Annotated in this window: 21 protein-coding genes; all 21 read left to right on the plus strand. The window is 66.1% G+C overall.

Translation table 11 applies throughout. The annotated features are described in order from the left end of the window. Positions 1 to 4 precede the first annotated feature (4 nt). The 21 genes from G7007_RS06605 (at position 5) to flhA (ending at position 20,750) form a co-directional block, all read left to right on the plus strand. Positions 5 to 1,228, plus strand: a complete 1,224-nt coding sequence (locus tag G7007_RS06605) for a sensor histidine kinase (RefSeq protein ID WP_181100138.1) — start codon at positions 5 to 7, stop codon at positions 1,226 to 1,228. Continuing rightward, positions 1,225 to 2,595 carry a sigma-54-dependent transcriptional regulator gene (locus G7007_RS06610; RefSeq protein ID WP_181100140.1) on the plus strand — a complete coding sequence of 457 codons (1,371 nt, stop codon included), beginning with the start codon at positions 1,225 to 1,227 and terminating at the stop codon, positions 2,593 to 2,595. Before G7007_RS06605 ends, G7007_RS06610 begins: the two co-directional genes overlap by 4 nt. A gap of 105 nt (positions 2,596 to 2,700) precedes the next feature. Beyond that, positions 2,701 to 3,033: a flagellar hook-basal body complex protein FliE gene (gene fliE / locus G7007_RS06615; protein ID WP_181100142.1), complete on the plus strand. Its 333-nt coding sequence runs from the start codon at positions 2,701 to 2,703 to the stop codon at positions 3,031 to 3,033. Positions 3,034 to 3,047: 14 nt separating this feature from the next. Next, a complete protein-coding gene (gene fliF, locus G7007_RS06620) occupies positions 3,048 to 4,829 on the plus strand; it encodes a flagellar basal-body MS-ring/collar protein FliF (RefSeq protein ID WP_181100144.1) in 1,782 nt (593 codons plus the stop codon). After that, on the plus strand, positions 4,822 to 5,841 hold the full coding sequence (gene fliG, locus G7007_RS06625) for a flagellar motor switch protein FliG (protein ID WP_060394398.1): 1,020 nt from the start codon (positions 4,822 to 4,824) through the stop codon (positions 5,839 to 5,841). Before fliF ends, fliG begins: the two co-directional genes overlap by 8 nt. Positions 5,842 to 5,908: 67 nt before the next feature. Then, positions 5,909 to 6,676 (plus strand): flagellar assembly protein FliH, encoded by a 768-nt coding sequence (fliH, locus tag G7007_RS06630; RefSeq protein WP_181100146.1) that lies wholly within the window; start codon positions 5,909 to 5,911, stop codon positions 6,674 to 6,676. Next, positions 6,666 to 8,024, plus strand: coding sequence for a flagellar protein export ATPase FliI (gene fliI, locus G7007_RS06635; protein WP_181100149.1), 1,359 nt, complete (start codon positions 6,666 to 6,668; stop codon positions 8,022 to 8,024). Before fliH ends, fliI begins: the two co-directional genes overlap by 11 nt. Positions 8,025 to 8,029: 5 nt before the next feature. Continuing rightward, a complete protein-coding gene (gene fliJ, locus G7007_RS06640; RefSeq protein WP_181100151.1) occupies positions 8,030 to 8,482 on the plus strand; it encodes a flagellar export protein FliJ in 453 nt (150 codons plus the stop codon). A gap of 78 nt (positions 8,483 to 8,560) precedes the next feature. Continuing rightward, complete coding sequence (locus G7007_RS06645) at positions 8,561 to 8,866, plus strand: STAS domain-containing protein (protein ID WP_181100153.1); 306 nt, start codon at positions 8,561 to 8,563, stop codon at positions 8,864 to 8,866. Between the two features lie 15 nt (positions 8,867 to 8,881). Continuing rightward, positions 8,882 to 10,588: an ATP-binding SpoIIE family protein phosphatase gene (locus G7007_RS06650; protein WP_181100155.1), complete on the plus strand. Its 1,707-nt coding sequence runs from the start codon at positions 8,882 to 8,884 to the stop codon at positions 10,586 to 10,588. A gap of 71 nt (positions 10,589 to 10,659) precedes the next feature. Further along, positions 10,660 to 10,956 carry an Hpt domain-containing protein gene (locus G7007_RS06655; RefSeq protein ID WP_219858978.1) on the plus strand — a complete coding sequence of 99 codons (297 nt, stop codon included), beginning with the start codon at positions 10,660 to 10,662 and terminating at the stop codon, positions 10,954 to 10,956. 72 nt (positions 10,957 to 11,028) lie between these two features. Next, on the plus strand, positions 11,029 to 12,291 hold the full coding sequence (locus G7007_RS06660; protein WP_181100159.1) for a flagellar hook-length control protein FliK: 1,263 nt from the start codon (positions 11,029 to 11,031) through the stop codon (positions 12,289 to 12,291). 506 nt (positions 12,292 to 12,797) lie between these two features. Next, complete coding sequence (fliL, locus tag G7007_RS06665) at positions 12,798 to 13,298, plus strand: flagellar basal body-associated protein FliL (protein ID WP_181100161.1); 501 nt, start codon at positions 12,798 to 12,800, stop codon at positions 13,296 to 13,298. Between the two features lie 9 nt (positions 13,299 to 13,307). Then, positions 13,308 to 14,276: a flagellar motor switch protein FliM gene (gene fliM / locus G7007_RS06670; protein WP_181100163.1), complete on the plus strand. Its 969-nt coding sequence runs from the start codon at positions 13,308 to 13,310 to the stop codon at positions 14,274 to 14,276. 45 nt (positions 14,277 to 14,321) lie between these two features. Further along, the gene (fliN, locus tag G7007_RS06675) at positions 14,322 to 14,795 is read left to right on the plus strand and encodes a flagellar motor switch protein FliN (RefSeq protein ID WP_181100165.1); all 474 of its coding nucleotides are present in this window, start codon (positions 14,322 to 14,324) and stop codon (positions 14,793 to 14,795) included. Between the two features lie 12 nt (positions 14,796 to 14,807). After that, positions 14,808 to 15,236, plus strand: coding sequence for a flagellar biosynthetic protein FliO (gene fliO / locus G7007_RS06680; protein WP_181100299.1), 429 nt, complete (start codon positions 14,808 to 14,810; stop codon positions 15,234 to 15,236). Further along, positions 15,236 to 15,988: a flagellar type III secretion system pore protein FliP gene (fliP, locus tag G7007_RS06685; RefSeq protein ID WP_181100167.1), complete on the plus strand. Its 753-nt coding sequence runs from the start codon at positions 15,236 to 15,238 to the stop codon at positions 15,986 to 15,988. The genes fliO and fliP overlap by 1 nt, the downstream gene beginning before the upstream one ends. A gap of 22 nt (positions 15,989 to 16,010) precedes the next feature. Then, positions 16,011 to 16,280, plus strand: a complete 270-nt coding sequence (fliQ, locus tag G7007_RS06690) for a flagellar biosynthesis protein FliQ (protein ID WP_144938635.1) — start codon at positions 16,011 to 16,013, stop codon at positions 16,278 to 16,280. A 7-nt stretch (positions 16,281 to 16,287) separates the two neighbouring features. Continuing rightward, positions 16,288 to 17,064: a flagellar biosynthetic protein FliR gene (gene fliR / locus G7007_RS06695; protein WP_181100169.1), complete on the plus strand. Its 777-nt coding sequence runs from the start codon at positions 16,288 to 16,290 to the stop codon at positions 17,062 to 17,064. 2 nt (positions 17,065 to 17,066) lie between these two features. After that, positions 17,067 to 18,209 carry a flagellar biosynthesis protein FlhB gene (gene flhB, locus G7007_RS06700; RefSeq protein WP_181100171.1) on the plus strand — a complete coding sequence of 381 codons (1,143 nt, stop codon included), beginning with the start codon at positions 17,067 to 17,069 and terminating at the stop codon, positions 18,207 to 18,209. 411 nt (positions 18,210 to 18,620) lie between these two features. Continuing rightward, positions 18,621 to 20,750, plus strand: a complete 2,130-nt coding sequence (flhA, locus tag G7007_RS06705; RefSeq protein WP_181100173.1) for a flagellar biosynthesis protein FlhA — start codon at positions 18,621 to 18,623, stop codon at positions 20,748 to 20,750. Positions 20,751 to 20,755: the final 5 nt, after the last annotated feature.

Here is a 20,755-nt window from a genome sequence, read left to right on the forward strand (position 1 = left end):
CACGATGCCTCACGCCGCCTCATCCGTCCGCCCGTCGGCCGTTTCTGCCTCCACGCCCTCTACTCCACGCGAGCGTCCAGTTCGTGAGCAGGCGGCTTGCCGCGTCGATCAGGTGGCCGATCAGTTGGCCGACTCCTATGGCATGCTCGAAGCGCGGATCAATGCGCTCAAGGGAGAGTTGGCGGCCGTCAGCGAGCAGCGCCTGGCCGAGCTGGACGACAAGGCGCGCCTGGCCGACCGCCTGCGCCATCTGCTCGACCTGCTGCCAGGCGGGGTGATCGTCATCGATGCCCAGGGACACGTCTGCGAAGCCAATCCGGCTGCCAGCGATCTGCTGGGCGAGCCATTGCAGGGCGAGTCATGGCGTCAGGTCATCGCTCGCTGCTTCGCGCCACGCGAGGACGATGGGCATGAGGTCTCCCTGCGCGATGGTCGCCGCCTGTCCATCGCTACCCGGTCGCTGGACGCCGAGCCCGGCCAACTGGTGCTGCTCACCGACTTGACGGAAACTCGACGCCTGCAGGACCAGCTGGCGCGCCATGAGCGTCTCTCCTCATTGGGTCGGATGATGGCGTCCCTGGCTCACCAGATTCGTACCCCGCTGTCGGCGGCCATGCTGTATGCCGGCCACCTGGCCGACGCTGAGGCCGACTTGCCTGCCGCCACCCGTCAGCGCTTCGTCCACACCCTTAAGGCCCGCCTGCACGAGCTGGAGCACCAGGTGCGCGACATGCTGGTCTTCGCCCGCGGGGAATTGCCGCTGACCGACAAGCTCACGCCCAAGGCGCTGTTCCAGGCCCTGCAACAGGCTGCGCAGAGCCATGTCCAGGGGCATGCGGTGCGTTGGCAGTGCGACGCCCGCCTGGGCGAGGTGTTGTGCAACCGCGATACGCTGGTCGGTGCCGTGCTCAACGTGCTGGACAATGCCCTGCAGGCCAGCGAGGCACCCGCGCGCGTCAAGGTGCATCTCTACCGGCGCGGTACGGTCCTGCGCCTGGCCATCAGCGATGCCGGCCCCGGCATTGCGCCGAGCCTGCTGGCTCGCCTGGGCGAGCCGTTCCTGACCACCAAGCCCACCGGCACGGGGCTGGGGCTGGCCGTGACCAAGGCCGTGGTGCGTGCCCATCAGGGGCATGTGCAGTGGCGCTCGCGTCTGGGGCGTGGCACCTGCGTCGGCATCGAGCTGCCTGTGCTCGAGGCGCATGCGCCAGCGTCGGGACGTTCATGATCAAGGTCCTGCTGGTCGAAGACGACCCGGCGCTGCGCCAGGCCCTGGCCGATACCCTGGACATCGGGGGGTTCGAGCATCGGGCCGTGGACTGTGCCGAGGCGGCCTTGGCTGCCGTGACGCAGGAGACCTATGGGCTGGTGATCAGCGACGTCAACATGCCCGGCATGGACGGGCATCGCCTGTTGATGCACCTGCGCCACACCCAACCGCAACTGCCCGTGCTGCTGATGACCGCCCACGCCACCGTCGAGCGCGCTGTCGACGCCATGCGTCAGGGGGCCGTGGATTACCTGGTCAAACCCTTCGAGCCACGCGCGCTGGTGACGCTGATCGAGCGGCATGGGCAGGGGCGACTGCCGTCCGACGATGACGGGCCGGTGGCGTGCGCACCGTCCAGTCGACACCTGCTCGACCTGGCCGCGCGGGTCGCACGCAGTGACTCGACGGTGCTGATCGCGGGCGAATCGGGCACTGGCAAGGAGGTGCTGGCGCGTTACATTCACCGTCGTTCGGCCCGCGCCGAACAGCCCTTCGTGGCCATCAACTGTGCGGCAATTCCCGACAACATGCTCGAAGCCACGTTGTTCGGCCATGAAAAGGGCGCCTTCACCGGCGCCATCGCCGCCCAGCCCGGCAAGTTCGAACAGGCCCAGGGCGGTACCCTGCTGCTCGACGAGATTTCCGAGATGCCGCTGGCCTTGCAGGCCAAGCTGCTGCGTGTCCTGCAGGAGCGTGAAGTGGAGCGGGTCGGGGGGCGCAAGCCGATCGCGCTGGACATCCGCGTGCTGGCCACCACCAACCGCGACCTGACGGCCGAGGTGGCGGCGGGGCGGTTCCGTGAAGACCTCTACTACCGCCTGTCGGTCTTTCCCCTGCGCTTGCTGCCGCTTCGCGCGCGCAGCGCCGACATTCTGCCACTGGCCGAGCGTTTGCTGGCGCGCCATGTCGGCAAGATGCGGCACGCGCCCGTGCGTTTCTCCGAGGCCGCCCGGCAGGCGCTGCTGGCGTATGGCTGGCCTGGCAACGTGCGCGAGCTGGACAACGCGCTTCAGCGCGCGTTGATCCTGCAGCAGGGTGGCGTGATCGACGTGGCGGATTTCTGTCTGGAGGGCAGCATGCCGACCCTGGCTGCCGTGCCCCCGCCTGCCATGCCCGACATCGCGCAAGCCCCTGCCATGCCTTCGGGGCTGGAACACGACCTGCGCCGCCATGAGTTCCAGGTGATTCTCGATGCCTTGCGCAGCGAACGCGGCCGACGCAAGGAGGCCGCCGATCGGCTCGGCATCAGCGCCCGCACCCTGCGCTACAAGCTGGCGCAGATGCGTGACGCTGGTCTGGATCTGGACGCCGAGCCCGACCTTTGAGCGCGCTGTCACGCCGCTGAAACAGGTGCTGGCATCCTTGTTGCTAGGTCGTGACTATCCGCCGCAGGAGTGTCAAAAAAATGCGGCCGTCGCAGAGAGAAGTCCATGAGCCAAGGTGTTGAATTCAATCGTTTGATGTTGGACATGCGCGCCATGCAGGCCGACGCCATGTCGCTGTCGCGGACAACGGTCACGGCCGCCCCCGAGGCGGGTGCGATGAACTTCGCCGACATGCTGGGTCAGGCCATCGGCAAGGTCAACGAGACCCAGCAGGCGTCCTCGCAGCTGGCCAACGCCTTCGAGATCGGCAAGAGCGGCGTCGACCTGACCGACGTGATGATCGCCTCGCAAAAGACCAGCGTTTCGTTCCAGGCATTGACCCAAGTGCGCAACAAAGTGGTCCAAGCGTATCAGGACATCATGCAGATGCCGGTTTGAGGGCAAGCTAAGACATGGCCGAAGCACTCGACACTCCACCCGCTACCAGCGGCGCTCCCGCCCCCCGCAAGCCTGGCTTGCCGGGCCTGGCGTTCCTGGAAAACATTTCGCGGATGCCGGTTCTGCGCCAGATGGGCCTGCTGGTCGGCCTGGCCGCGAGCGTGGCCATCGGCTTTGCCGTGGTGCTCTGGTCGCAGCAGCCGGACTACCGGCCGCTGTACGGCAGCCTGGCGGGCATGGACACCAAGCAGGTCATGGACACCCTGGCCTCTGCCGACATTCCCTACACGGTGGAACCGAACTCCGGCGCCTTGCTGGTCAAGGCCGATGACCTGTCGCGCGCGCGGCTGAAGCTCGCCGCCGCAGGCGTCGCGCCGAACGACGGCAACGTCGGCTTCGAAATGCTCGACAAGGAGCAAGGCTTGGGCACCAGCCAGTTCATGGAAGCCGCCCGCTACCGGCGCAGCCTGGAAGGCGAGCTGGCGCGGACCATCGCCAGCCTGAATAACGTCAAGGCCGCCCGCGTGCACCTGGCAATCCCGAAAAGCTCGGTGTTCGTGCGCGACGAGCGCAAGCCCAGCGCCTCGGTGCTGATCGAGATGTACGCCGGGCGCTCGCTCGAAGCCGGTCAGGTCATGGCCATCGTCAACCTGGTGGCGACCAGCGTGCCGGAACTGGACAAGTCCCAGGTCACCGTGGTCGACCAGAAAGGCAACCTGCTGTCCGACCAGTTGCAGGACACGGCGATGAGCGCCGCCGGCAAGCAGTTCGACTACAGCCGGCGCATCGAAGGCCTGCTGACCCAGCGCGTGCAAAGCATCCTGCAGCCGGTGCTGGGCAACGACCGCTACAAGGCCGAGGTGTCGGCCGACGTCGACTTCAATGCGGTCGAGTCCACCTCCGAGCAGTTCAACCCCGACCAGCCGGCCTTGCGCAGCGAGCAGGCGGTCAACGAGCAGCGTTCCAGCAGCTCGGGTTCGTCGGGCGTCCCCGGCGCGCTGAGCAACCAGCCACCGGCGGCCGCTGCCGCGCCCCAGGTCGCCACCGGCGGTGCGGCGGGCGCTGGCGCGATCCAGCCCGGCCAGCCACTGCTCGACGCCAACGGCCAGCAGATCATGGACCCGGCCACCGGTCAGCCCATGCTGGCGCCGTACCCGAGCGACAAGCGTGAGCAGACCACGCGCAATTTCGAGCTCGACCGCTCGATCAGCCATACCCGCCAGCAGCAAGGGCGCCTGACCCGTCTGTCGGTGGCCGTGGTGGTGGACGACCAGCTCAAGCTCGACGCGGCGACCGGCGAGACCACCCGCACGCCGTGGAGCGCCGAGGACCTGGCGCGCTTCACCCGCCTGGTGCAGGACGCGGTGGGCTTCGACGCCAGCCGCGGCGACAGCGTCAGCGTGATCAACGTGCCGTTCTCCGCCGACCGTGGCGAGGTGATCGCCGAAGTGCCGTTCTACTCGCAGCCGTGGTTCTGGGACATCGTCAAGCAGGTGCTCGGCGTGCTGTTCATCCTGGTACTGGTGTTCGGCGTGCTGCGTCCGGTGCTGAAGAACATTTCCGGTGGCGGCCGTCCGGCCGAGGCGCTGGGCAGCGACATGGAGATGGGCGGCATGATCGGTGCCGATGGCGAACTGGCCAACGACCGTGTGAGCCTCAGCGGGCCGCAAAGCATTCTGCTGCCTAGCCCGCAAGAGGGTTACGAGGCGCAGTTGAACGCAATCAAGGGCCTGGTGGCCGAAGACCCGGGCCGTGTCGCCCAGGTCGTCAAAGAGTGGATCAACGACGATGAGTGACAACCGAGCCGCTACCGCCAAACTGACCAAGGTCGACAAGGCTGCCATCCTGCTGCTGTCGCTCGGCGAGACCGACGCGGCCCAGGTCCTGCGCCACATGGGGCCCAAGGAAGTGCAGCGCGTCGGCGTGGCCATGGCGCAGATGGGCAACATCAACCGCGAGCAGGTCCAGCAGGTGATGAGCGAGTTCGTCGACATCGTCGGCGATCAGACCAGCCTGGGCGTAGGCTCGGACGGCTACATCCGCAAGATGCTCAACCAGGCCCTGGGCGAAGACAAGGCCAACGGCCTGATCGACCGCATCCTGCTGGGCGGCAACACCAGCGGCCTGGACAGCCTCAAGTGGATGGAGCCCCGTGCGGTGGCCGACGTGATCCGCTACGAGCACCCGCAGATCCAGGCCATCGTCGTGGCCTACCTCGATCCCGACCAGGCCGGCGAGGTGCTGAGCAATTTTGACCACAAGGTGCGCCTGGACATCATCCTGCGCGTCTCGTCGCTCAATACCGTGCAACCGGCGGCGCTCAAGGAGCTGAACCAGATCCTCGAGAAGCAGTTCTCCGGCAACTCCAACGCCGCGCGCACCACCCTGGGCGGCATCAAGCGCGCCGCCGACATCATGAACTTCCTCGACAGCTCGGTCGAAGGCCAGCTGATGGACTCGATCCGCGAGGTCGACAGCGACCTGTCCGAGCAGATCGAAGACTTGATGTTCGTCTTCAACAACCTCGGCGATGTCGAGGACCGCGGTATCCAGGCGCTGCTGCGCGAGGTGTCCTCGGACGTGCTGGTGGTCGCGCTCAAGGGCGCCGACGACAAGTTCAAGGACAAGGTCTTCAAGAACATGTCCAAGCGCGCCTCCGAGCTGCTGCGCGACGACCTGGAAGCCAAGGGGCCGGTCCGGGTCAGCGACGTCGAGGCGGCGCAGAAGGAAATCCTCACCATCGCCCGGCGCATGGCCGAGGCTGGCGAGATCGTGCTGGGTGGCAAAGGCGCCGAAGAAATGATCTGATGGGCCTGACCGGGTGTCCACTCCATGATGCCCGGTCCTTCAGTCACGGTTTCGAGTACCCCAGCGCATGTCCAGCAACGACCCTTCCAGCGACCTGATCCGCGCCCGCGACCTGCGAGGCGTCGATGTCTGGGCGCTGCCCAGCTTCGATCCGCCGCCTGACCCGGCGCCCGAGCCCGAACCCCCATCCCAGGCGGTGGAGGACGAGGTCGAGGAAGTGCCGCTCGACGAGGTCCAGCCGCTGACCCTCGAAGAGCTCGAGAGCATCCGCCAGGAGGCCTGGAACGAGGGTTTCGCCACTGGCGAGCGCGAAGGCTTCCACAGCACCCAGCTCAAGGTGCGGCAGGAGGCCGAGGTGGCGCTGGCGGCCAAGCTGGACAGCCTCGAGCGGGTCATGGGCCAGCTGCTCGAGCCGATCGCCGAACAGGACGCGCAGATCGAGCGCGGACTGGTCCACCTGGTCAGCCATGTCACCCGTCAGGTGATCGGGCGCGAGCTGCGCCTGGATTCCACGCAGATCACCCAGGTATTGCGCGAGGCCCTCAAGCTGTTGCCGATGGGCGCCGAGAACATTCGCATTCACCTCAACCCTCAGGATTTCGAGGCGGCCAAGGCATTGCGCGAGCGACATGAAGAAACCTGGAGATTGCTCGAGGACGACACGCTGCTGCCTGGCGGGTGCCGGATCGAGACGGCGCACAGCCGGATCGACGCCAGCATGGAGACGCGCATCGAACAGGCTGTGGGCCAGCTGTTCGTGCAGATGCACGATCAGGTCCTGCACCCGGCCAGCCCTGACCTGAACCTCGAGACGGACACCTTTGATGCCGGTTGAACGCACCAGTTTCGCCAAGCGCCTGTCGGGCTACCTCGACGCGATCGACCTGCCGACCCGGCCCGTGGTGGAAGGGCGCCTGCTGCGCATGGTCGGCCTCACCCTGGAAGCCGAAGGACTGCGTGCGGCGGTGGGCAGCCGCTGCGTGGTGATCAACGACGACAGCTACCAGGCGGTGCAGGTCGAGGCCGAGGTGATGGGCTTTTCCGGCAGCAAGGTGTACCTGATGCCGGTCGGCAGCGTCGCCGGCATCGCGCCGGGTGCGCGGGTGGTGCCCTTGGCCGACAGCGGGCGCCTGCCCATGGGCATGAGCATGCTCGGGCGCGTGCTCGACGGCGTCGGGCGGCCGTTGGACGGGCGCGGCGGCATGAAGGCCGAGGACTGGGTGCCGATCGACGGGCCGGTGATCAACCCGCTCAACCGTGACCCGATCAGCCAGCCGCTGGACGTCGGCATCCGCAGCATCAATGGCCTGCTCACCGTGGGCCGTGGCCAGCGCCTGGGCCTGTTCGCCGGCACCGGGGTGGGCAAATCGGTGCTGCTGGGCATGATGACCCGCTTCACCGAGGCCGAGATCATCGTGGTCGGGCTGATCGGCGAGCGGGGCCGCGAGGTCAAGGAGTTCATTGAACACATCCTCGGCAGCGAAGGCCTGAAGCGTTCGGTGGTGGTCGCCTCACCGGCCGACGATGCGCCGCTGATGCGGTTGCGCGCGGCCATGTATTGCACACGGATCGCCGAATACTTCCGCGACAAGGGCAAGAACGTGCTGCTGCTGATGGATTCGCTGACCCGCTTCGCCCAGGCTCAGCGCGAGATCGCCCTGGCCATCGGCGAGCCACCGGCCACCCGCGGCTATCCGCCGTCGGTGTTCGCCAAGCTGCCCAAGCTGGTGGAGCGTGCCGGCAATGGCGAGGCGGGCGGCGGCTCGATCACCGCGTTCTACACCGTGCTGTCCGAAGGCGACGACCAGCAGGACCCGATCGCCGACTCGGCGCGGGGCGTGCTCGACGGTCACTTCGTGCTGTCCCGGCGCCTGGCCGAAGAAGGTCATTACCCAGCGATCGACATCGAAGCCTCCATCAGTCGGGTCATGCCGCAGGTGGTCAGCCCGGAGCACCTGCGCGAGGCGCAGAAATTCAAGCAGCTGTGGTCGAAGCTGTCCCAGGCGCGCGACCTGATCAGCGTCGGCGCCTACGTCGCAGGCGGCGATGCCGAGACCGACCAGGCGATCGCCTTGCAGCCGCGACTGGTCGGCTACCTGCGCCAGGCGCTGAACGAGAACGTCAGCCTCGAGCAGAGCCGTAGCCACCTGGGCAGCCTGTTCGCTGCGCCCTCCGGTAGCTGACGGTCATGGCCGCCAACAGCCGCGCCGCCCGCCTGGTCCCCGTGGTGGAGATGGCCGAGGAAGCCGAACGCAAGGCCGTCCAGCGCCTGGGGCAGTTCCAGCAGCAGGTCACTCAGGCGCAGGCCAAGCTGAGCGAGCTCGAACGCTTTCGCGAAGACTACCAGCAGCAGTGGATCAACCGCGGCGGCCAGGGCGTCGATGGCAGCTGGCTGCTCAACTACCAGCGCTTTCTCGGTCAGCTGGAGACGGCGATGAACCAGCAGCGCCAGAGCTTGACCTGGCACCAGAACAACCTCAACCACGCCCGCCAGGCCTGGCAGCAGGCCTACGCCCGTGTCGAAGGGCTGCGCAAGCTGGTGCAGCGTTACCTCGACGAGGCGCGCCGCGCCGAGGACAAGCGCGAGCAGAAGCTGCTCGATGAACTGGCCCAGCGCCTGCCGCGCCTGGAGCAACCCTGATGGCACCTTGCTGTGCAGGAGGATGCCTGCTACACCTGTTCTAGCGCCGACGTGCGCAATGGCTCAAGGAATCGTGACATGGCTGTCGACACCGTCTTTTCAACGGATGAAAAACGTCTGACCATCAAGGTCCGCGGGCGCTTCGATTTCGGCCTGCACCAGGCGTTTCGAAGCGCCTACGAAGACCCGCCCGTGGCGCCCGAGCAGGTGGTGATCGACCTGGCCGAAACCACCTACCTGGACAGTTCGGCACTGGGCATGCTGCTCCTGCTGCGCGAATACCAGGGCGACGACCAAGCCCGCGTGAGCGTGGTCAACGCCAATACCGACGTACGGACCATCCTGGCCATCTCCAATTTTTCCAAGTTGTTCGAGATCGACTGACGCCGGAGGTCTGCCATGTCCGCCAGTGAACCGCTGCGGGTGCTCATCGCCGAGGACGCCGCTGCCGATCGGCTGTTGCTGGCGCGGATCGTCAGCCGCCAGGGGCACCAGGTGTTCACCGCCGAGAACGGCCGGCAGGCCGTGGCGCTGTTCACCCGCGAGGCGCCCCAGCTGGTGCTGCTCGACGCCCTGATGCCGGTGATGGATGGCTTCGAGGCCGCTCGACAGATCAAGCATCTGGCCGGCGAGTCGCTGGTGCCGATCATCTTCCTCACGTCCCTGAGCGAAGAGGACGCCTTGGTCCGCTGCCTGGAGGCCGGTGGCGACGACATCATGACCAAGCCCTACAACGCGACCCTGCTGGTAGCGAAGATCCGCGCCATGGACCGTCTGCGTCGGCTGCAGGCGACCGTCCTGGCACAACGTGACGAGATCGCCCGCCACCATCATCACCTGCTCAACGAGCAGCGGGTGGCCAAGGCGGTGTTCGACAAGGTCACCCATTCGGGCTGCCTGAACTCGCCGCACATCCATTACGTGCAATCGCCCTATGCGCTGTTCAACGGCGACCTGCTGCTGGCCGCGCACACGCCGTCGGGCGACATGCATCTGCTGCTGGGCGACTTCACCGGGCATGGGCTGCCGGCAGCGGTCGGCGCCATGCCACTGGCCGATGTGTTCTACAGCATGACGGCCAAGGGCTATGGGCTGGCCGAAGTCGTTCGCGAGCTCAATGCCAAGCTCAAGCGCATCCTGCCCGTGGACATGTTCTGCTGCGCCATGGTGGTCAGCGTCAGCTTCCAGCACCGCAGCGTCGAGGTCTGGAACGGCGGCATGCCCGATGGCTACCGCCTGGACGCCGCCGGCGGCATCCGCGCGGCGCTGCGCTCACGGCACCTGCCCCTGGGCATCCTCGAGAGCGGGCAGTTCGACGATGAGCTGGAGGTCATGCCCCTGCAGGCGGGGGACCGGCTGTTTCTGGTTTCGGACGGCGTGGTCGACAGGCGCGATGCCCAGGACCGTCCGTTCGGCGTGGAGCGGCTGCAGGCCGCCCTGAGCGCCCAGGCCCAGGGTGGCTCATCGCTCGAGCGTGTCGTCCAGGCCCTGGCGACGTTCGGCGGCCCCGTGCGGGACGATGTCAGCCTGGTCGACATTCGTCTGGCTGAACCCGAGCACGCGCCACCGGCGATGCTCGGGGCCGCACGCCGGGGGCTGTCGACGTCGTCGCGCTGGTCCTTGTGCTTCGAGTTGTGCGACGAGAGCCTGCAGCAGCTCAACCCGATCCCGTTCCTGCTGCAACTGCTGCAGGAGGTGCCTGGCCTGCGCGCCTGCAGTGGCGCCTTGCACAGCGTGCTGACGGAGCTGTATTCCAACGCCTTGGAGCATGGGGTGCTGAAGCTCGATTCGGCCCTCAAGCGCGACGCCGCAGGGTTCGCGGACTACTACCGACAGCGCGCCCAACGGCTGGCGGCCGCTCCCGAAGGCTTCGTGCGGCTTGCGCTGCAGGTCGAACCCAAGGACGATGGAGGACGTTTGACGATCGAGGTGCTCGACAGCGGCGAGGGTTTCGACGTTCGGCGTGTACTGGTGCCGGTGCCCACCCAACGTGGGTTGAGCGGGCGTGGCCTGGATCTGGTACAACGCTTGAGCCAGCGTGCGCAATGGCTCGATGGTGGGCGTCGGGCCCACGTGGAATTCACCTGGGGTACCCAGGGTCAGTGACTTGGTCAGGGAGTGAACAAGTGTCAGAGCATCGCATCGATCACAAGGTCCTGAGCGACCTGCGGGAGGTCATGGAAGATGGCTACCTGCAATTGCTGGAAATCTTTCTGGAAGACTCCGAGCGGCGTCTGCTGCAATTGCACGACGCCAAGGACGCCAGCGAGCTGGGACAGGCCGCGCACAGCTTCAAGGGCAGCAGCGGCAACATGGGCGCCGTGGGCCTGGCCGAGCTGTGCCGCCAGCTCGAGGAGCGCACGCGGCAGCTTCCCTTGTACGGCATCGAGGACCTGATCAACCGTATCGACCAGGAATACCTCGAGGTGCGCCGTTTCTACAGCGGCGAGCGCGAGCGATTTTCAGCCGTCTGAGAAAAGCTGGCGCGAGTCTTGCCTGCCTTTACGCCAGATGCCATTCAGCCTGCTGGCGCGGAGACTCTTTCAATGCCCGTTGCGTCCAATCCCCTGTTGCAGGCCGGCCCTGCGACCGCGTCCGTCGGCGCCCGCGCCGCCTCATCGGAAAAACCCTCGCAAGCGGCGAACGACCGGGCCTCGGGTTTCGATCAGGTCATGGCTCGGCAGACCCGACCCGGGGCGACGCTGCGTGCGGACACGCCCGAACGTGCCCGTGACGATGACCGCACGCCCGAGGCCGGCGGGCGGCAAACCGACGCATCGGCCGTCACTGCAGGCGGCAAGGCATTGCCGGTCGACGCGCAGGAGAAGGCCCAGGCCGATGCGGTCGAGTCGACCGATGCGCGTCTGGTGGCCGGTCAGGTGACCGATGCGCCGCCAGGGGCACAGATGATACAGGCCCAGGCCGAAGCGGTGGCGGGCCTGCCTCTGGTACCGGGCCAGGCAGCGTCCAGCGAAGAGGACGCGCCTGACGGCGAGGCGTTCGACCCCAGCGGCGATGCCTTGGCCGACCTCCCGGCCCTGCGCCTGGCCCTGCAGCACAGCGCCGAGCGACAGGGCACCACTTCGGCCCATGCCCGCGAAGAAACTGACACCGCCCCAGACGCCGGCCGCGGTGCCGTCAATACCTTGGCGACCCTCGACCCGACCGCCGAGGGCGAGGCGGGTACGTCTGGATCGGGCGACAAGGCCTTCGGCGCGCTGATCGACAGCGGCCTGAAGGACATCAAGGGCGCAGGCCAGGACACGCGTGTCGACGATTTCGCCAACCGCCTGGCGGCCTTGACCCAGGCCGTGCCCCACAAATCCGAGGCCACCCTGCCGAGCAACCCGCTGCAGCAGCCGCTCGCCCTGAACCAGAGCGCCTGGAGCGAAGGCTTGGTCAACCGCGTCATGTACCTGTCCAGCCAGAACCTCAAGTCCGCCGACATCCAGCTCGAGCCGGCCGAACTGGGACGCCTGGACATCCGCGTGAACATGGCCACCGACCAGGCTACCCAGATCACCTTCGTCAGCGGACACGCCGGTGTGCGCGACACCCTCGACAGCCAGCTGCACCGGCTGCGCGAGCTGTTCACCCAGCAGGGTCTTGCCCAGCCGGATGTGAGCGTCGCTGACCAGTCTCGTGGCCAGCAGCAACAGCAGGCGCACCAGCAGGGCGAGACACGCCTGTCGGGCGTGGCGGCTCGCCGTGCCGAAGCCGAAGGGCAGGGTGGAGAGCGCGAGACGGTGGGGGCGGTGGCTGAGCGGCAGGTGGTGATGGGGAGCAGTGCGGTGGATTATTACGCGTAAGAAGAAAGACAGGTCCGATCAGACCTTCTGCTCGGACCCCATGGCGTGCTAGCTCATTAGGCGCTGGCTGTACGGGCCTCATCGCTGGCAAGCCAGCTCCCACAGGGGCCCGTGCAGGCTGCCAAGAAGCATGGGTTTTCACCCTCCAAAAGGGCCAGTGCAGGCTGCCAAAAGGCATGAATGAGCACCCTCCAAACAGGCCAATGCAGGCCGTCAAAGAGCATGGGTTTGCACCCATCCAAAAGGACCTGTGCAGGCTGCCAAAGGCATGAATGTGCACCCTGTGGGGCTTGCCCGCGATTGCGGTGGTAGCGTCGCTGCATCCTTGGCAGCGTGGCCCTAGCCTGTTGGCGCGTCCATGCTTGAGCGCCCCATCGCTGTCTGGCAAACCACCCGTCCCACCCCCCATTTGACTCCCTGCTCAAACCGCATCAGCAGACCTGGCATAACACTTGCTCAACCCTCGTCATTCCCCTCGACCCCTCGCTGGATGACGGATTATTGGCATGGCAAAAACCGAAGACACGAAAGAACCCGGCGCTAAGAAGGGCAAGCTCAAGCTGATCCTGCTGCTGGTCGTTGGCCTGCTGCTGGCCGTCGGCCTGTCCGTGGGCGCCACCTGGTTCTTCATGCACAAGAGCGAACCGGCCCCGGTCGCCGATCCGGCGCAGGCCAACGCCAAGCCGGCGGCGATCTACGAGGCACTTACCCCCGCCTTCGTGGTCAACTTCAACCAGAACGGTCGCCAGCGCTACATGCAGGTGAGCATCACCTTGCAGGCGCGCAACCAGGCCGACCTGGACGCGCTCAAGGTGCACATGCCGGTGATCCGCAACAACCTGGTGATGATGTTCTCCGGGCAGGGGTTCGATACCCTGGCCGGCAATCCGGTCGGCCAGGAGATGCTACGCCAGAAGGCCACCGTGGTCGTCCAGGAAGTGGCGCAGAAGGAAGTCGGCAAGCCGGTCGTGGACCAGCTGCTGTTCACCAACTTCGTATTGCAGTAGGAGCACCCGATGGCCGTGCAAGACCTGCTGTCCCAGGATGAGATCGATGCCCTGTTGCATGGGGTGGACGATGGTCTGGTGCAGACCGAAGCGCCTACCGAGCCAGGTAGCGTCAAGAGTTATGACCTGACCAGTCAGGATCGGATCGTCCGTGGACGCATGCCGACCCTGGAAATGATCAACGAACGGTTCGCCCGTTACACCCGCATCAGCATGTTCAACCTGCTGCGGCGCTCCGCCGACGTGGCGGTGGGCGGTGTGCAGGTGATGAAGTTTGGCGAATACGTGCATTCGCTGTACGTGCCCACCAGCCTGAACCTGGTCAAGGTCAAGCCGTTGCGCGGCACGGCGTTGTTCATCCTCGATGCCAAGCTGGTGTTCAAGCTGGTCGACAATTTCTTCGGCGGCGACGGTCGGCACGCCAAGATCGAGGGTCGCGAGTTCACCCCGACCGAACTGCGCGTGGTGCGCATGGTGCTGGACCAGGTCTTCGTCGACCTCAAGGAAGCCTGGCAGGCGATCATGCCGGTCAACTTCGAGTACATCAATTCCGAGGTCAACCCGGCCATGGCCAACATCGTCGGCCCGAGCGAGGCGGTGGTGGTCTCGACCTTCCACATCGAGCTCGATGGCGGCGGTGGCGATCTGCACGTGACCATGCCGTACTCGATGATCGAGCCGGTGCGCGAGATGCTCGACGCGGGCTTCCAGTCCGACCTGGACGATCAGGACGAGCGCTGGGTCAAGGCCCTGCGCGAGGACGTGCTGGACGTCAGTGTGCCATTGACCGCCACCGTGGCACGTCGTCAGCTCAAGCTGCGCGACATCCTGCACATGCAGCCAGGCGACGTGATCCCCATCGAGCTGCCCGACCACCTGGTGCTGCGAACCAACGGTGTGCCGTCGTTCAAGGCGCGGCTCGGCTCGCACAAGGGCACCCTGGCCGTGCAGGTCATCGACCCGATCGAGCGCCGCTGAGGCGCCCGCCCGTCATTCTTCAGTTGAACGCCAGTCGAGGACATCATGGCCAACGAAAACGAAATTCCCTCCGTCGACGACCAGGCCCTGGCCGACGAATGGGCCGCTGCCCTGCAGGAGACCGGTGACGCCGGTCAGGCCGACATCGACGCCTTGCTCGCTGCCGACGCCGGGCGTTCGGCGTCCGCCGGTGCCGGCCGTCTGCCGATGGAAGAGTTCGCCAGCTCGCCGCGGCCCAAGGAAAACGTCAACCTCGAGGGCCCGAACCTGGATGTGATCCTGGACATCCCGGTAAACATCTCCATGGAGGTGGGCAGCACCGAGATCAACATCCGCAACCTGTTGCAGCTCAACCAGGGCTCGGTGATCGAACTCGACCGCCTGGCCGGCGAGCCGCTGGACGTGCTGGTCAACGGGACCCTGATCGCCCATGGCGAGGTGGTGGTGGTCAACGAGAAGTTCGGCATCCGCCTGACCGACGTGATCAGCCCCAGCGAGCGCATCCGGAAGCTGCGCTGAGTGGCCGGCCTGATGCGCGCCCTGGTGGCGCTGGGCGTGATGGGCAGCGCGTCCCTGGCGAGCGCGGCGAGCGTCGCGCCGGCCAGTGCGGCACCTGGCAGCCTCGGCGGCCAGGTGCTGCAGATGGTGCTCGGTCTGCTGGCGGTGCTCGGCCTGATCTTCGTGCTGGCCTGGCTGCTGCGCCGTGTCCAGGGCGCCACGCCACAGCGCGGGCAGGTGATCGAGATCCTCGGCAGCCGTACCATCGGCCCGCGCGATCGGCTGTTGCTGGTGCAGGTGGGCAAGGCGCAGATCCTGCTGGGGCATAGCCCAGGCAGCATCGAGGCGCTGCACGTGCTGGCCGAGCCGGTGGAGGTGCCGGCCAGTGCGCGTCAGGCCACGCCGGAATTCGCCCAGCGCCTCATGGAACTGATGGGCAAGGACCACAAGGACAAGACGTGATGGGCGCATGGCGCATGCTGTTGACGTTGGCGCTGCTGCTCGGCGCGCCACTGGCCCTGGCGGCCGACCCGCTGTCGATCCCGGCGATCACCCTGGCCAATGGCCCGGACGGTCAGCAGGAGTATTCGGTCAGCCTGCAGATCCTGCTGATCATGACGGCGCTGAGCTTCATCCCGGCGATCGTCATCCTGATGACCAGCTTCACCCGGATCATCATCGTGTTCTCGATCCTGCGCCAGGCCCTGGGCCTGCAGCAGACACCGTCGAACCAGGTGCTCACGGGGCTGGCGCTGTTCCTGACCTTCTTCATCATGGCCCCGGTGTTCGACCGGGTGAACCAGGACGCCTTGCAGCCTTACCTGAACGAGCAGCTGACGGCGCCCCAGGCGATCGAGCGCGCGCAAGGCCCGATCAAGGACTTCATGCTGGCGCAGACCCGCCAGAGCGACCTGGACCTGTTCATGCGCCTGTCCAAGCGTACCGACATCGCCAGCCCCGACCAGGCGCCGCTGACCATCCTGGTGCCGGCCTTCGTCACCTCCGAGCTCAAGACCGCGTTCCAGATCGGCTTCATGATCTTCATCCCGTTCCTGATCATCGACATGGTGGTGGCGAGCGTGCTGATGGCCATGGGCATGATGATGCTGTCGCCGCTGATCATCTCGTTGCCGTTCAAGATCATGCTGTTCGTGCTGGTCGACGGCTGGGCCCTGATCATGGGCACCCTGGCCAGCAGCTTCGGCGGCGTCTGAGCGCCTTTTCAGGAGAAGTCCGATGACCCCGGAAGTTGCCGTCGACCTGTTTCGCGATGCGCTGTGGCTGACCACGCTGCTGGTGGCCATCCTGGTGGTGCCCAGCCTGTTGGTCGGTCTGGTGGTGGCGATGTTCCAGGCTGCCACCCAGATCAACGAACAGACCCTGAGCTTCCTGCCGCGCCTGCTGGTGATGCTGGTCACGCTGATCGTCACCGGGCCGTGGCTGGTGCAGAAGTTCATGGAGTACATCACCAACCTGTACACCAGCATTCCGCAGCTGATCGGTTGAAACGGCCATGCTCGAGCTGACCGATGCGCAGATCTCCACCTGGGTGGCGACCCTCGTGCTGCCGCTGTTCCGGGTCGTGGCGGTGCTGATGACCATGCCCATCCTCGGCACGCGCATGCTGCCGGCGCGCATCCGGCTGTACCTGGGGGTGGCGATCACCGTCGCCATCCTGCCGTCGCTGCCGCCCTTGCCGGCGGTCAACCCGCTGGGTGTGGACGGCCTGCTGCTGATCGCCGAGCAGGTGATCGTCGGGGTCATGTTCGGCTTGTCCTTGCAGTTGCTGTTCCAGGCCTTCGTGATCGCCGGGCAGATCGTCGCCGTGCAGATGGGCATGGCGTTCGCGTCCATGGTCGACCCGGCCAACGGCGTCAACGTCACCGTGATCAGCCAGTTCATGACCATGCTGGTGAGCGTGCTGTTCCTGCTGATGAACGGCCACCTGGTGCTGTTCGAGGTGCTGACCGAAAGCTTCACCACGCTGCCGGTGGGCCATGCGCTGTCGGTGACGCAGTTCTGGGAACTGGCCGGGCGACTGGGCTGGGTCATGGGCGCCGGGCTGCTGCTGATCCTGCCGGCCATCACCGCGCTGCTGGTGGTCAACGTCGCCTTCGGCGTCATGACCCGGGCCGCACCGCAGCTGAACATCTTCTCCATCGGCTTCCCGCTGACGCTGGTGTTGGGCATGCTGGTGTTCTGGGTCGGCCTGGCCGACATTCTGTCGCACTACCAGGCCGTGGCCAGCGAGGCCCTGCTGTGGTTGCGTGACCTGGCGAGGGCGCGCTGAGCATGGCAGAGAGCGAAAGCGGTCAGGACAAGACAGAAGACCCCACCGACAAGCGCAAGCAGGACGCCCGCAAGAAGGGTGAGATCGCTCGTTCGCGCGAGCTCAACACCGTGCTGGTCACCTTGGCAGGCGCAGGGGCCTTGCTGGCCTTCGGTGGCTACCTGGCCGAAACCTTGATGACGTTGATGCGCATGAATTTCGAGATCCCTCGCGAAGCGGTGCTCGACGTCGGCGCCATGGGCCGCTTCCTGCTCGGGTCCGGCAAGATGGCCATCTGGGCGACCCAGCCTGTGCTGGTGGTGCTGTTCGTGATGTCCTTCATCGGGCCCATCGCGTTGGGCGGCTTTCTGTTTTCCGGAAGCCTGCTGGCACCCAAATTCAGCCGCATGAACCCCTTGGCCGGGCTCAAGCGGATGTTCTCGATGCATGCGCTGACCGAGCTGCTCAAGGCGATCGCCAAGTTCACGGTGATCCTGGCCGTGGCCCTGGCGGTGCTGTCCCATGACCGCAAGGACCTGTTGTCGATCGCCAACGAGCCGCTCGACCAGGCGATCATTCACAGCGTCCAGGTGGTTGGCTGGAGCGCGTTGTGGATGGCCGCGGGCCTGCTGCTGATCGCCGCGGCCGACGTGCCGTACCAGCTCTGGCAGTCGCACAACAAGCTGAAGATGACCAAGCAGGAAATCCGCGACGAGTACAAGGACTCCGAGGGCAAGCCCGAGGTCAAGCAGCGGATCCGACAGCTGCAGCGCGACGCGTCGCAGCGGCGGATGATGGCGGCGGTGCCCGACGCCGACGTGATCATCACCAACCCGACCCATTATGCCGTGGCCTTGAAGTACGACCCGGAGAAGAACGGCGCCGCGCCGCTGCTGCTGGCCAAGGGCACCGACTTCATCGCCTTGAAGATCCGCGAGATCGCGGTGGGGCACAACGTGCAGATCCTGGAATCGCCGGCGTTGGCGCGGGCGATCTACTACAGCACCGAACTCGAGCAGGAGATTCCGGGCGGGTTGTACCTGGCGGTGGCGCAGGTGCTGGCGTACGTGTACCAGTTGCGCCAGTACCGCTCCGGGCGCGGCAAGGCGCCGGATCCATTGAAGAAGGACCTGCCGATCCCGGAGGATCTGCGGCGGGAAGAATGACGAGGTCGGGTGGGCCCATTATTCGCGGCCGCTCCTTGTACACCCGCCGCGGCAGCAGGTAGCTGCGGTCCCCTGTGTGAGATTCTATGGTTTTTGCCAAGTGCGAATGTGGGCCCTGCGGGCCCAATCGCGGCGCAGGGGCCGCTACAGCTGTCGCGGTGGTACAGGCAGCCGCGGTCCCCTGTAGGAGCGGCCCCTGTGCCGCGATGGGCCGCAAGGCGGCCCTGAAATCGATCAGCGACAAAGCCGCCCAGCCCTGCTGGCGATCGCACTCCCCAGAACGCCCGATACTCCCCTGAAGGCCCATTGCCAGCCCCTGCCCGTGACCTGACGACAAAGTTGGAAGGCTTCTTGCAAAGCAGCGCCAAACGCCGTTTCTGGCGTCAAAGTTCTGCTTCGAGAGGATGTCCAGTGGATCGTAGCCAGTTGATCAACCATGCCCGCAGCAACCTGGCGGGGCTCAGCCGGGGCGCCTTGGGGGTGCCGCTGCTGCTGTTGGTGATGTTGGCGATGATGATGTTGCCCATCCCGCCGTTCCTGCTGGACATCTTCTTTACCTTCAACATCGCCTTGTCGATCGTGGTCCTGCTGGTCTGCGTCTACGCCCTGCGGCCGCTCGACTTCGCCGCGTTCCCGACCATCCTGCTGGTGGCCACGCTCTTGCGGCTGGCCCTGAACGTCGCGTCCACGCGTGTGGTGATGCTGCACGGTCAGGAGGGCCACCAGGCTGCGGGCAAGGTGATCCAGGCCTTCGGTGAGGTGGTGATCGGCGGCAACTACGTGGTCGGTGCGGTGGTGTTCGCCATCCTGATGATCATCAACTTCGTGGTGGTCACCAAGGGCGCCGGGCGGATCTCCGAGGTCAGCGCGCGGTTCACCCTGGATGCCATGCCCGGCAAGCAGATGGCCATCGACGCCGACCTCAACGCCGGCCTGATCGATCAGAACCAGGCCAAGGCACGTCGCGCCGAAGTCGCCCAGGAGGCCGAGTTCTACGGCTCGATGGACGGTGCCAGCAAGTTCGTCCGCGGCGACGCCATCGCCGGCCTGCTGATCCTGTTCATCAACCTGATCGGCGGCATGCTCATCGGCATGCTCCAGCACGGCATGCCGTTCAGCGAAGCGGGCAAGGTCTACGCGTTGCTGACCATCGGTGACGGCCTGGTCGCCCAGTTGCCGTCGCTGCTGCTGTCCACGGCCGCCGCGATCATGGTCACCCGGGCCTCGGGCTCCGAGGACATGGGCAAGCTGATCAACCGGCAGATGTTCGATTCACCCAAGGCCCTCGGGGTCTCGGCGGCACTGATGATCGTCATGGGCCTGGTGCCGGGCATGCCCCACGTGGCCTTCCTCGGCCTGGGCCTGCTCGCCGGCGGCGGTGCCTACCTCGTGTGGCGCAAGCAGCAGGAGGCCAAGGTCAAGGCCGCCGCCGAGGTGCAGCGCCAGCAGGACCAGCTGCCTTCGCCACAGCGTGCCCTGGAGACCAAGGAACTGGGCTGGGACGACGTCACCCCGATCGACATGATCGGCCTGGAAGTCGGCTACCGGCTCATCCCGCTGGTCGACCGTAACCAGGGTGGACAGCTGCTGGCGCGGATCAAGGGCGTGCGCAAGAAGCTGTCCCAGGACCTGGGCTTCCTGATGCCGACCGTGCACATCCGCGACAACCTCGACTTGTCCCCCAGCGCCTACCGCCTGACCCTGATGGGCGTGATCCTGGCCGAGGCCGAGATCTACCCGGACCGCGAACTGGCGATCAACCCCGGCCAGGTGTTCGGCACCCTCAACGGCATCGCCGCCCGTGACCCGGCATTCGGGCTCGAGGCGGTGTGGATCGACGTGGCCCAGCGCGCCCAGGCGCAATCGCTCGGCTACACGGTGGTCGATGCCAGCACCGTGGTCGCCACCCACCTGAACCAGATCCTGCAGAAGCACTGCCATGAGCTGATCGGCCATGAAGAGGTTCAACAGTTGCTGCAGGTGCTGTCGAAGGCCTCGCCCAAACTGGCAGAGGAACTGGTACCGGGCGTCATTTCTTTGTCAGGGCTGTTGAAAGTCCTGCAAGCGCTGCTGTCCGAACAGGTGCCGGTACGCGATATCCGCAGCATCGCCGAAGCGATCGCCAACAATGCGAACAAGAGTCAAGATACCGCCGCCTTGGTCGCAGCCGTACGGGTCGGCCTGAGCCGCGCCATCGTGCAAAGCATCGTCGGTATCGAGTCGGAACTGCCTGTGATCACATTGGAACCCAGGTTGGAACAGATCTTGCTCAACAGTCTGCAGCGCGCGGGGCAGGGTCAGGATGAAGGCGTCCTGCTCGAACCGAGCATGGCAGAGAAGTTGCAACGCTCGTTGATCGAGGCCGCTCAGCGTCAGGAAATGCTCGGGCACCCGGCGATCCTGCTGGTGGCCGGACCGATCCGTGCGATGCTGTCGCGGTTCGGGCGTTTGGCGGTACCGAACCTGCACGTGCTGGCGTACCAGGAAATTCCGGATAACAAGCAAGTCACCATCGTTGCCACCGTGGGCCCCAATGGCTGAGGGTA

Origin of the sequence: Pseudomonas entomophila (assembly GCF_013523125.1) — a bacterium.
GTDB classification, from domain to species: Bacteria; Pseudomonadota; Gammaproteobacteria; order Pseudomonadales; family Pseudomonadaceae; genus Aquipseudomonas; species Aquipseudomonas entomophila_B.

What these genes read in the sequence shown, in the direction of transcription:
- G7007_RS06605 (WP_181100138.1), top strand. Translation starts at nt 5, where the DNA reads ATGCCTCACGCCGCCTCATCCGTCCGCCCGTCGGCCGTTTCTGCCTCC.
- G7007_RS06610 (WP_181100140.1), top strand. Translation starts at nt 1,225, where the DNA reads ATGATCAAGGTCCTGCTGGTCGAAGACGACCCGGCGCTGCGCCAGGCC.
- fliE (WP_181100142.1), top strand. Translation starts at nt 2,701, where the DNA reads ATGAGCCAAGGTGTTGAATTCAATCGTTTGATGTTGGACATGCGCGCC.
- fliF (WP_181100144.1), top strand. Translation starts at nt 3,048, where the DNA reads ATGGCCGAAGCACTCGACACTCCACCCGCTACCAGCGGCGCTCCCGCC.
- fliG (WP_060394398.1), top strand. Translation starts at nt 4,822, where the DNA reads ATGAGTGACAACCGAGCCGCTACCGCCAAACTGACCAAGGTCGACAAG.
- fliH (WP_181100146.1), top strand. Translation starts at nt 5,909, where the DNA reads ATGTCCAGCAACGACCCTTCCAGCGACCTGATCCGCGCCCGCGACCTG.
- fliI (WP_181100149.1), top strand. Translation starts at nt 6,666, where the DNA reads ATGCCGGTTGAACGCACCAGTTTCGCCAAGCGCCTGTCGGGCTACCTC.
- fliJ (WP_181100151.1), top strand. Translation starts at nt 8,030, where the DNA reads ATGGCCGCCAACAGCCGCGCCGCCCGCCTGGTCCCCGTGGTGGAGATG.
- G7007_RS06645 (WP_181100153.1), top strand. Translation starts at nt 8,561, where the DNA reads ATGGCTGTCGACACCGTCTTTTCAACGGATGAAAAACGTCTGACCATC.
- G7007_RS06650 (WP_181100155.1), top strand. Translation starts at nt 8,882, where the DNA reads ATGTCCGCCAGTGAACCGCTGCGGGTGCTCATCGCCGAGGACGCCGCT.
- G7007_RS06655 (WP_219858978.1), top strand. Translation starts at nt 10,660, where the DNA reads ATGGAAGATGGCTACCTGCAATTGCTGGAAATCTTTCTGGAAGACTCC.
- G7007_RS06660 (WP_181100159.1), top strand. Translation starts at nt 11,029, where the DNA reads ATGCCCGTTGCGTCCAATCCCCTGTTGCAGGCCGGCCCTGCGACCGCG.
- fliL (WP_181100161.1), top strand. Translation starts at nt 12,798, where the DNA reads ATGGCAAAAACCGAAGACACGAAAGAACCCGGCGCTAAGAAGGGCAAG.
- fliM (WP_181100163.1), top strand. Translation starts at nt 13,308, where the DNA reads ATGGCCGTGCAAGACCTGCTGTCCCAGGATGAGATCGATGCCCTGTTG.
- fliN (WP_181100165.1), top strand. Translation starts at nt 14,322, where the DNA reads ATGGCCAACGAAAACGAAATTCCCTCCGTCGACGACCAGGCCCTGGCC.
- fliO (WP_181100299.1), top strand. Translation starts at nt 14,808, where the DNA reads ATGCGCGCCCTGGTGGCGCTGGGCGTGATGGGCAGCGCGTCCCTGGCG.
- fliP (WP_181100167.1), top strand. Translation starts at nt 15,236, where the DNA reads ATGGGCGCATGGCGCATGCTGTTGACGTTGGCGCTGCTGCTCGGCGCG.
- fliQ (WP_144938635.1), top strand. Translation starts at nt 16,011, where the DNA reads ATGACCCCGGAAGTTGCCGTCGACCTGTTTCGCGATGCGCTGTGGCTG.
- fliR (WP_181100169.1), top strand. Translation starts at nt 16,288, where the DNA reads ATGCTCGAGCTGACCGATGCGCAGATCTCCACCTGGGTGGCGACCCTC.
- flhB (WP_181100171.1), top strand. Translation starts at nt 17,067, where the DNA reads ATGGCAGAGAGCGAAAGCGGTCAGGACAAGACAGAAGACCCCACCGAC.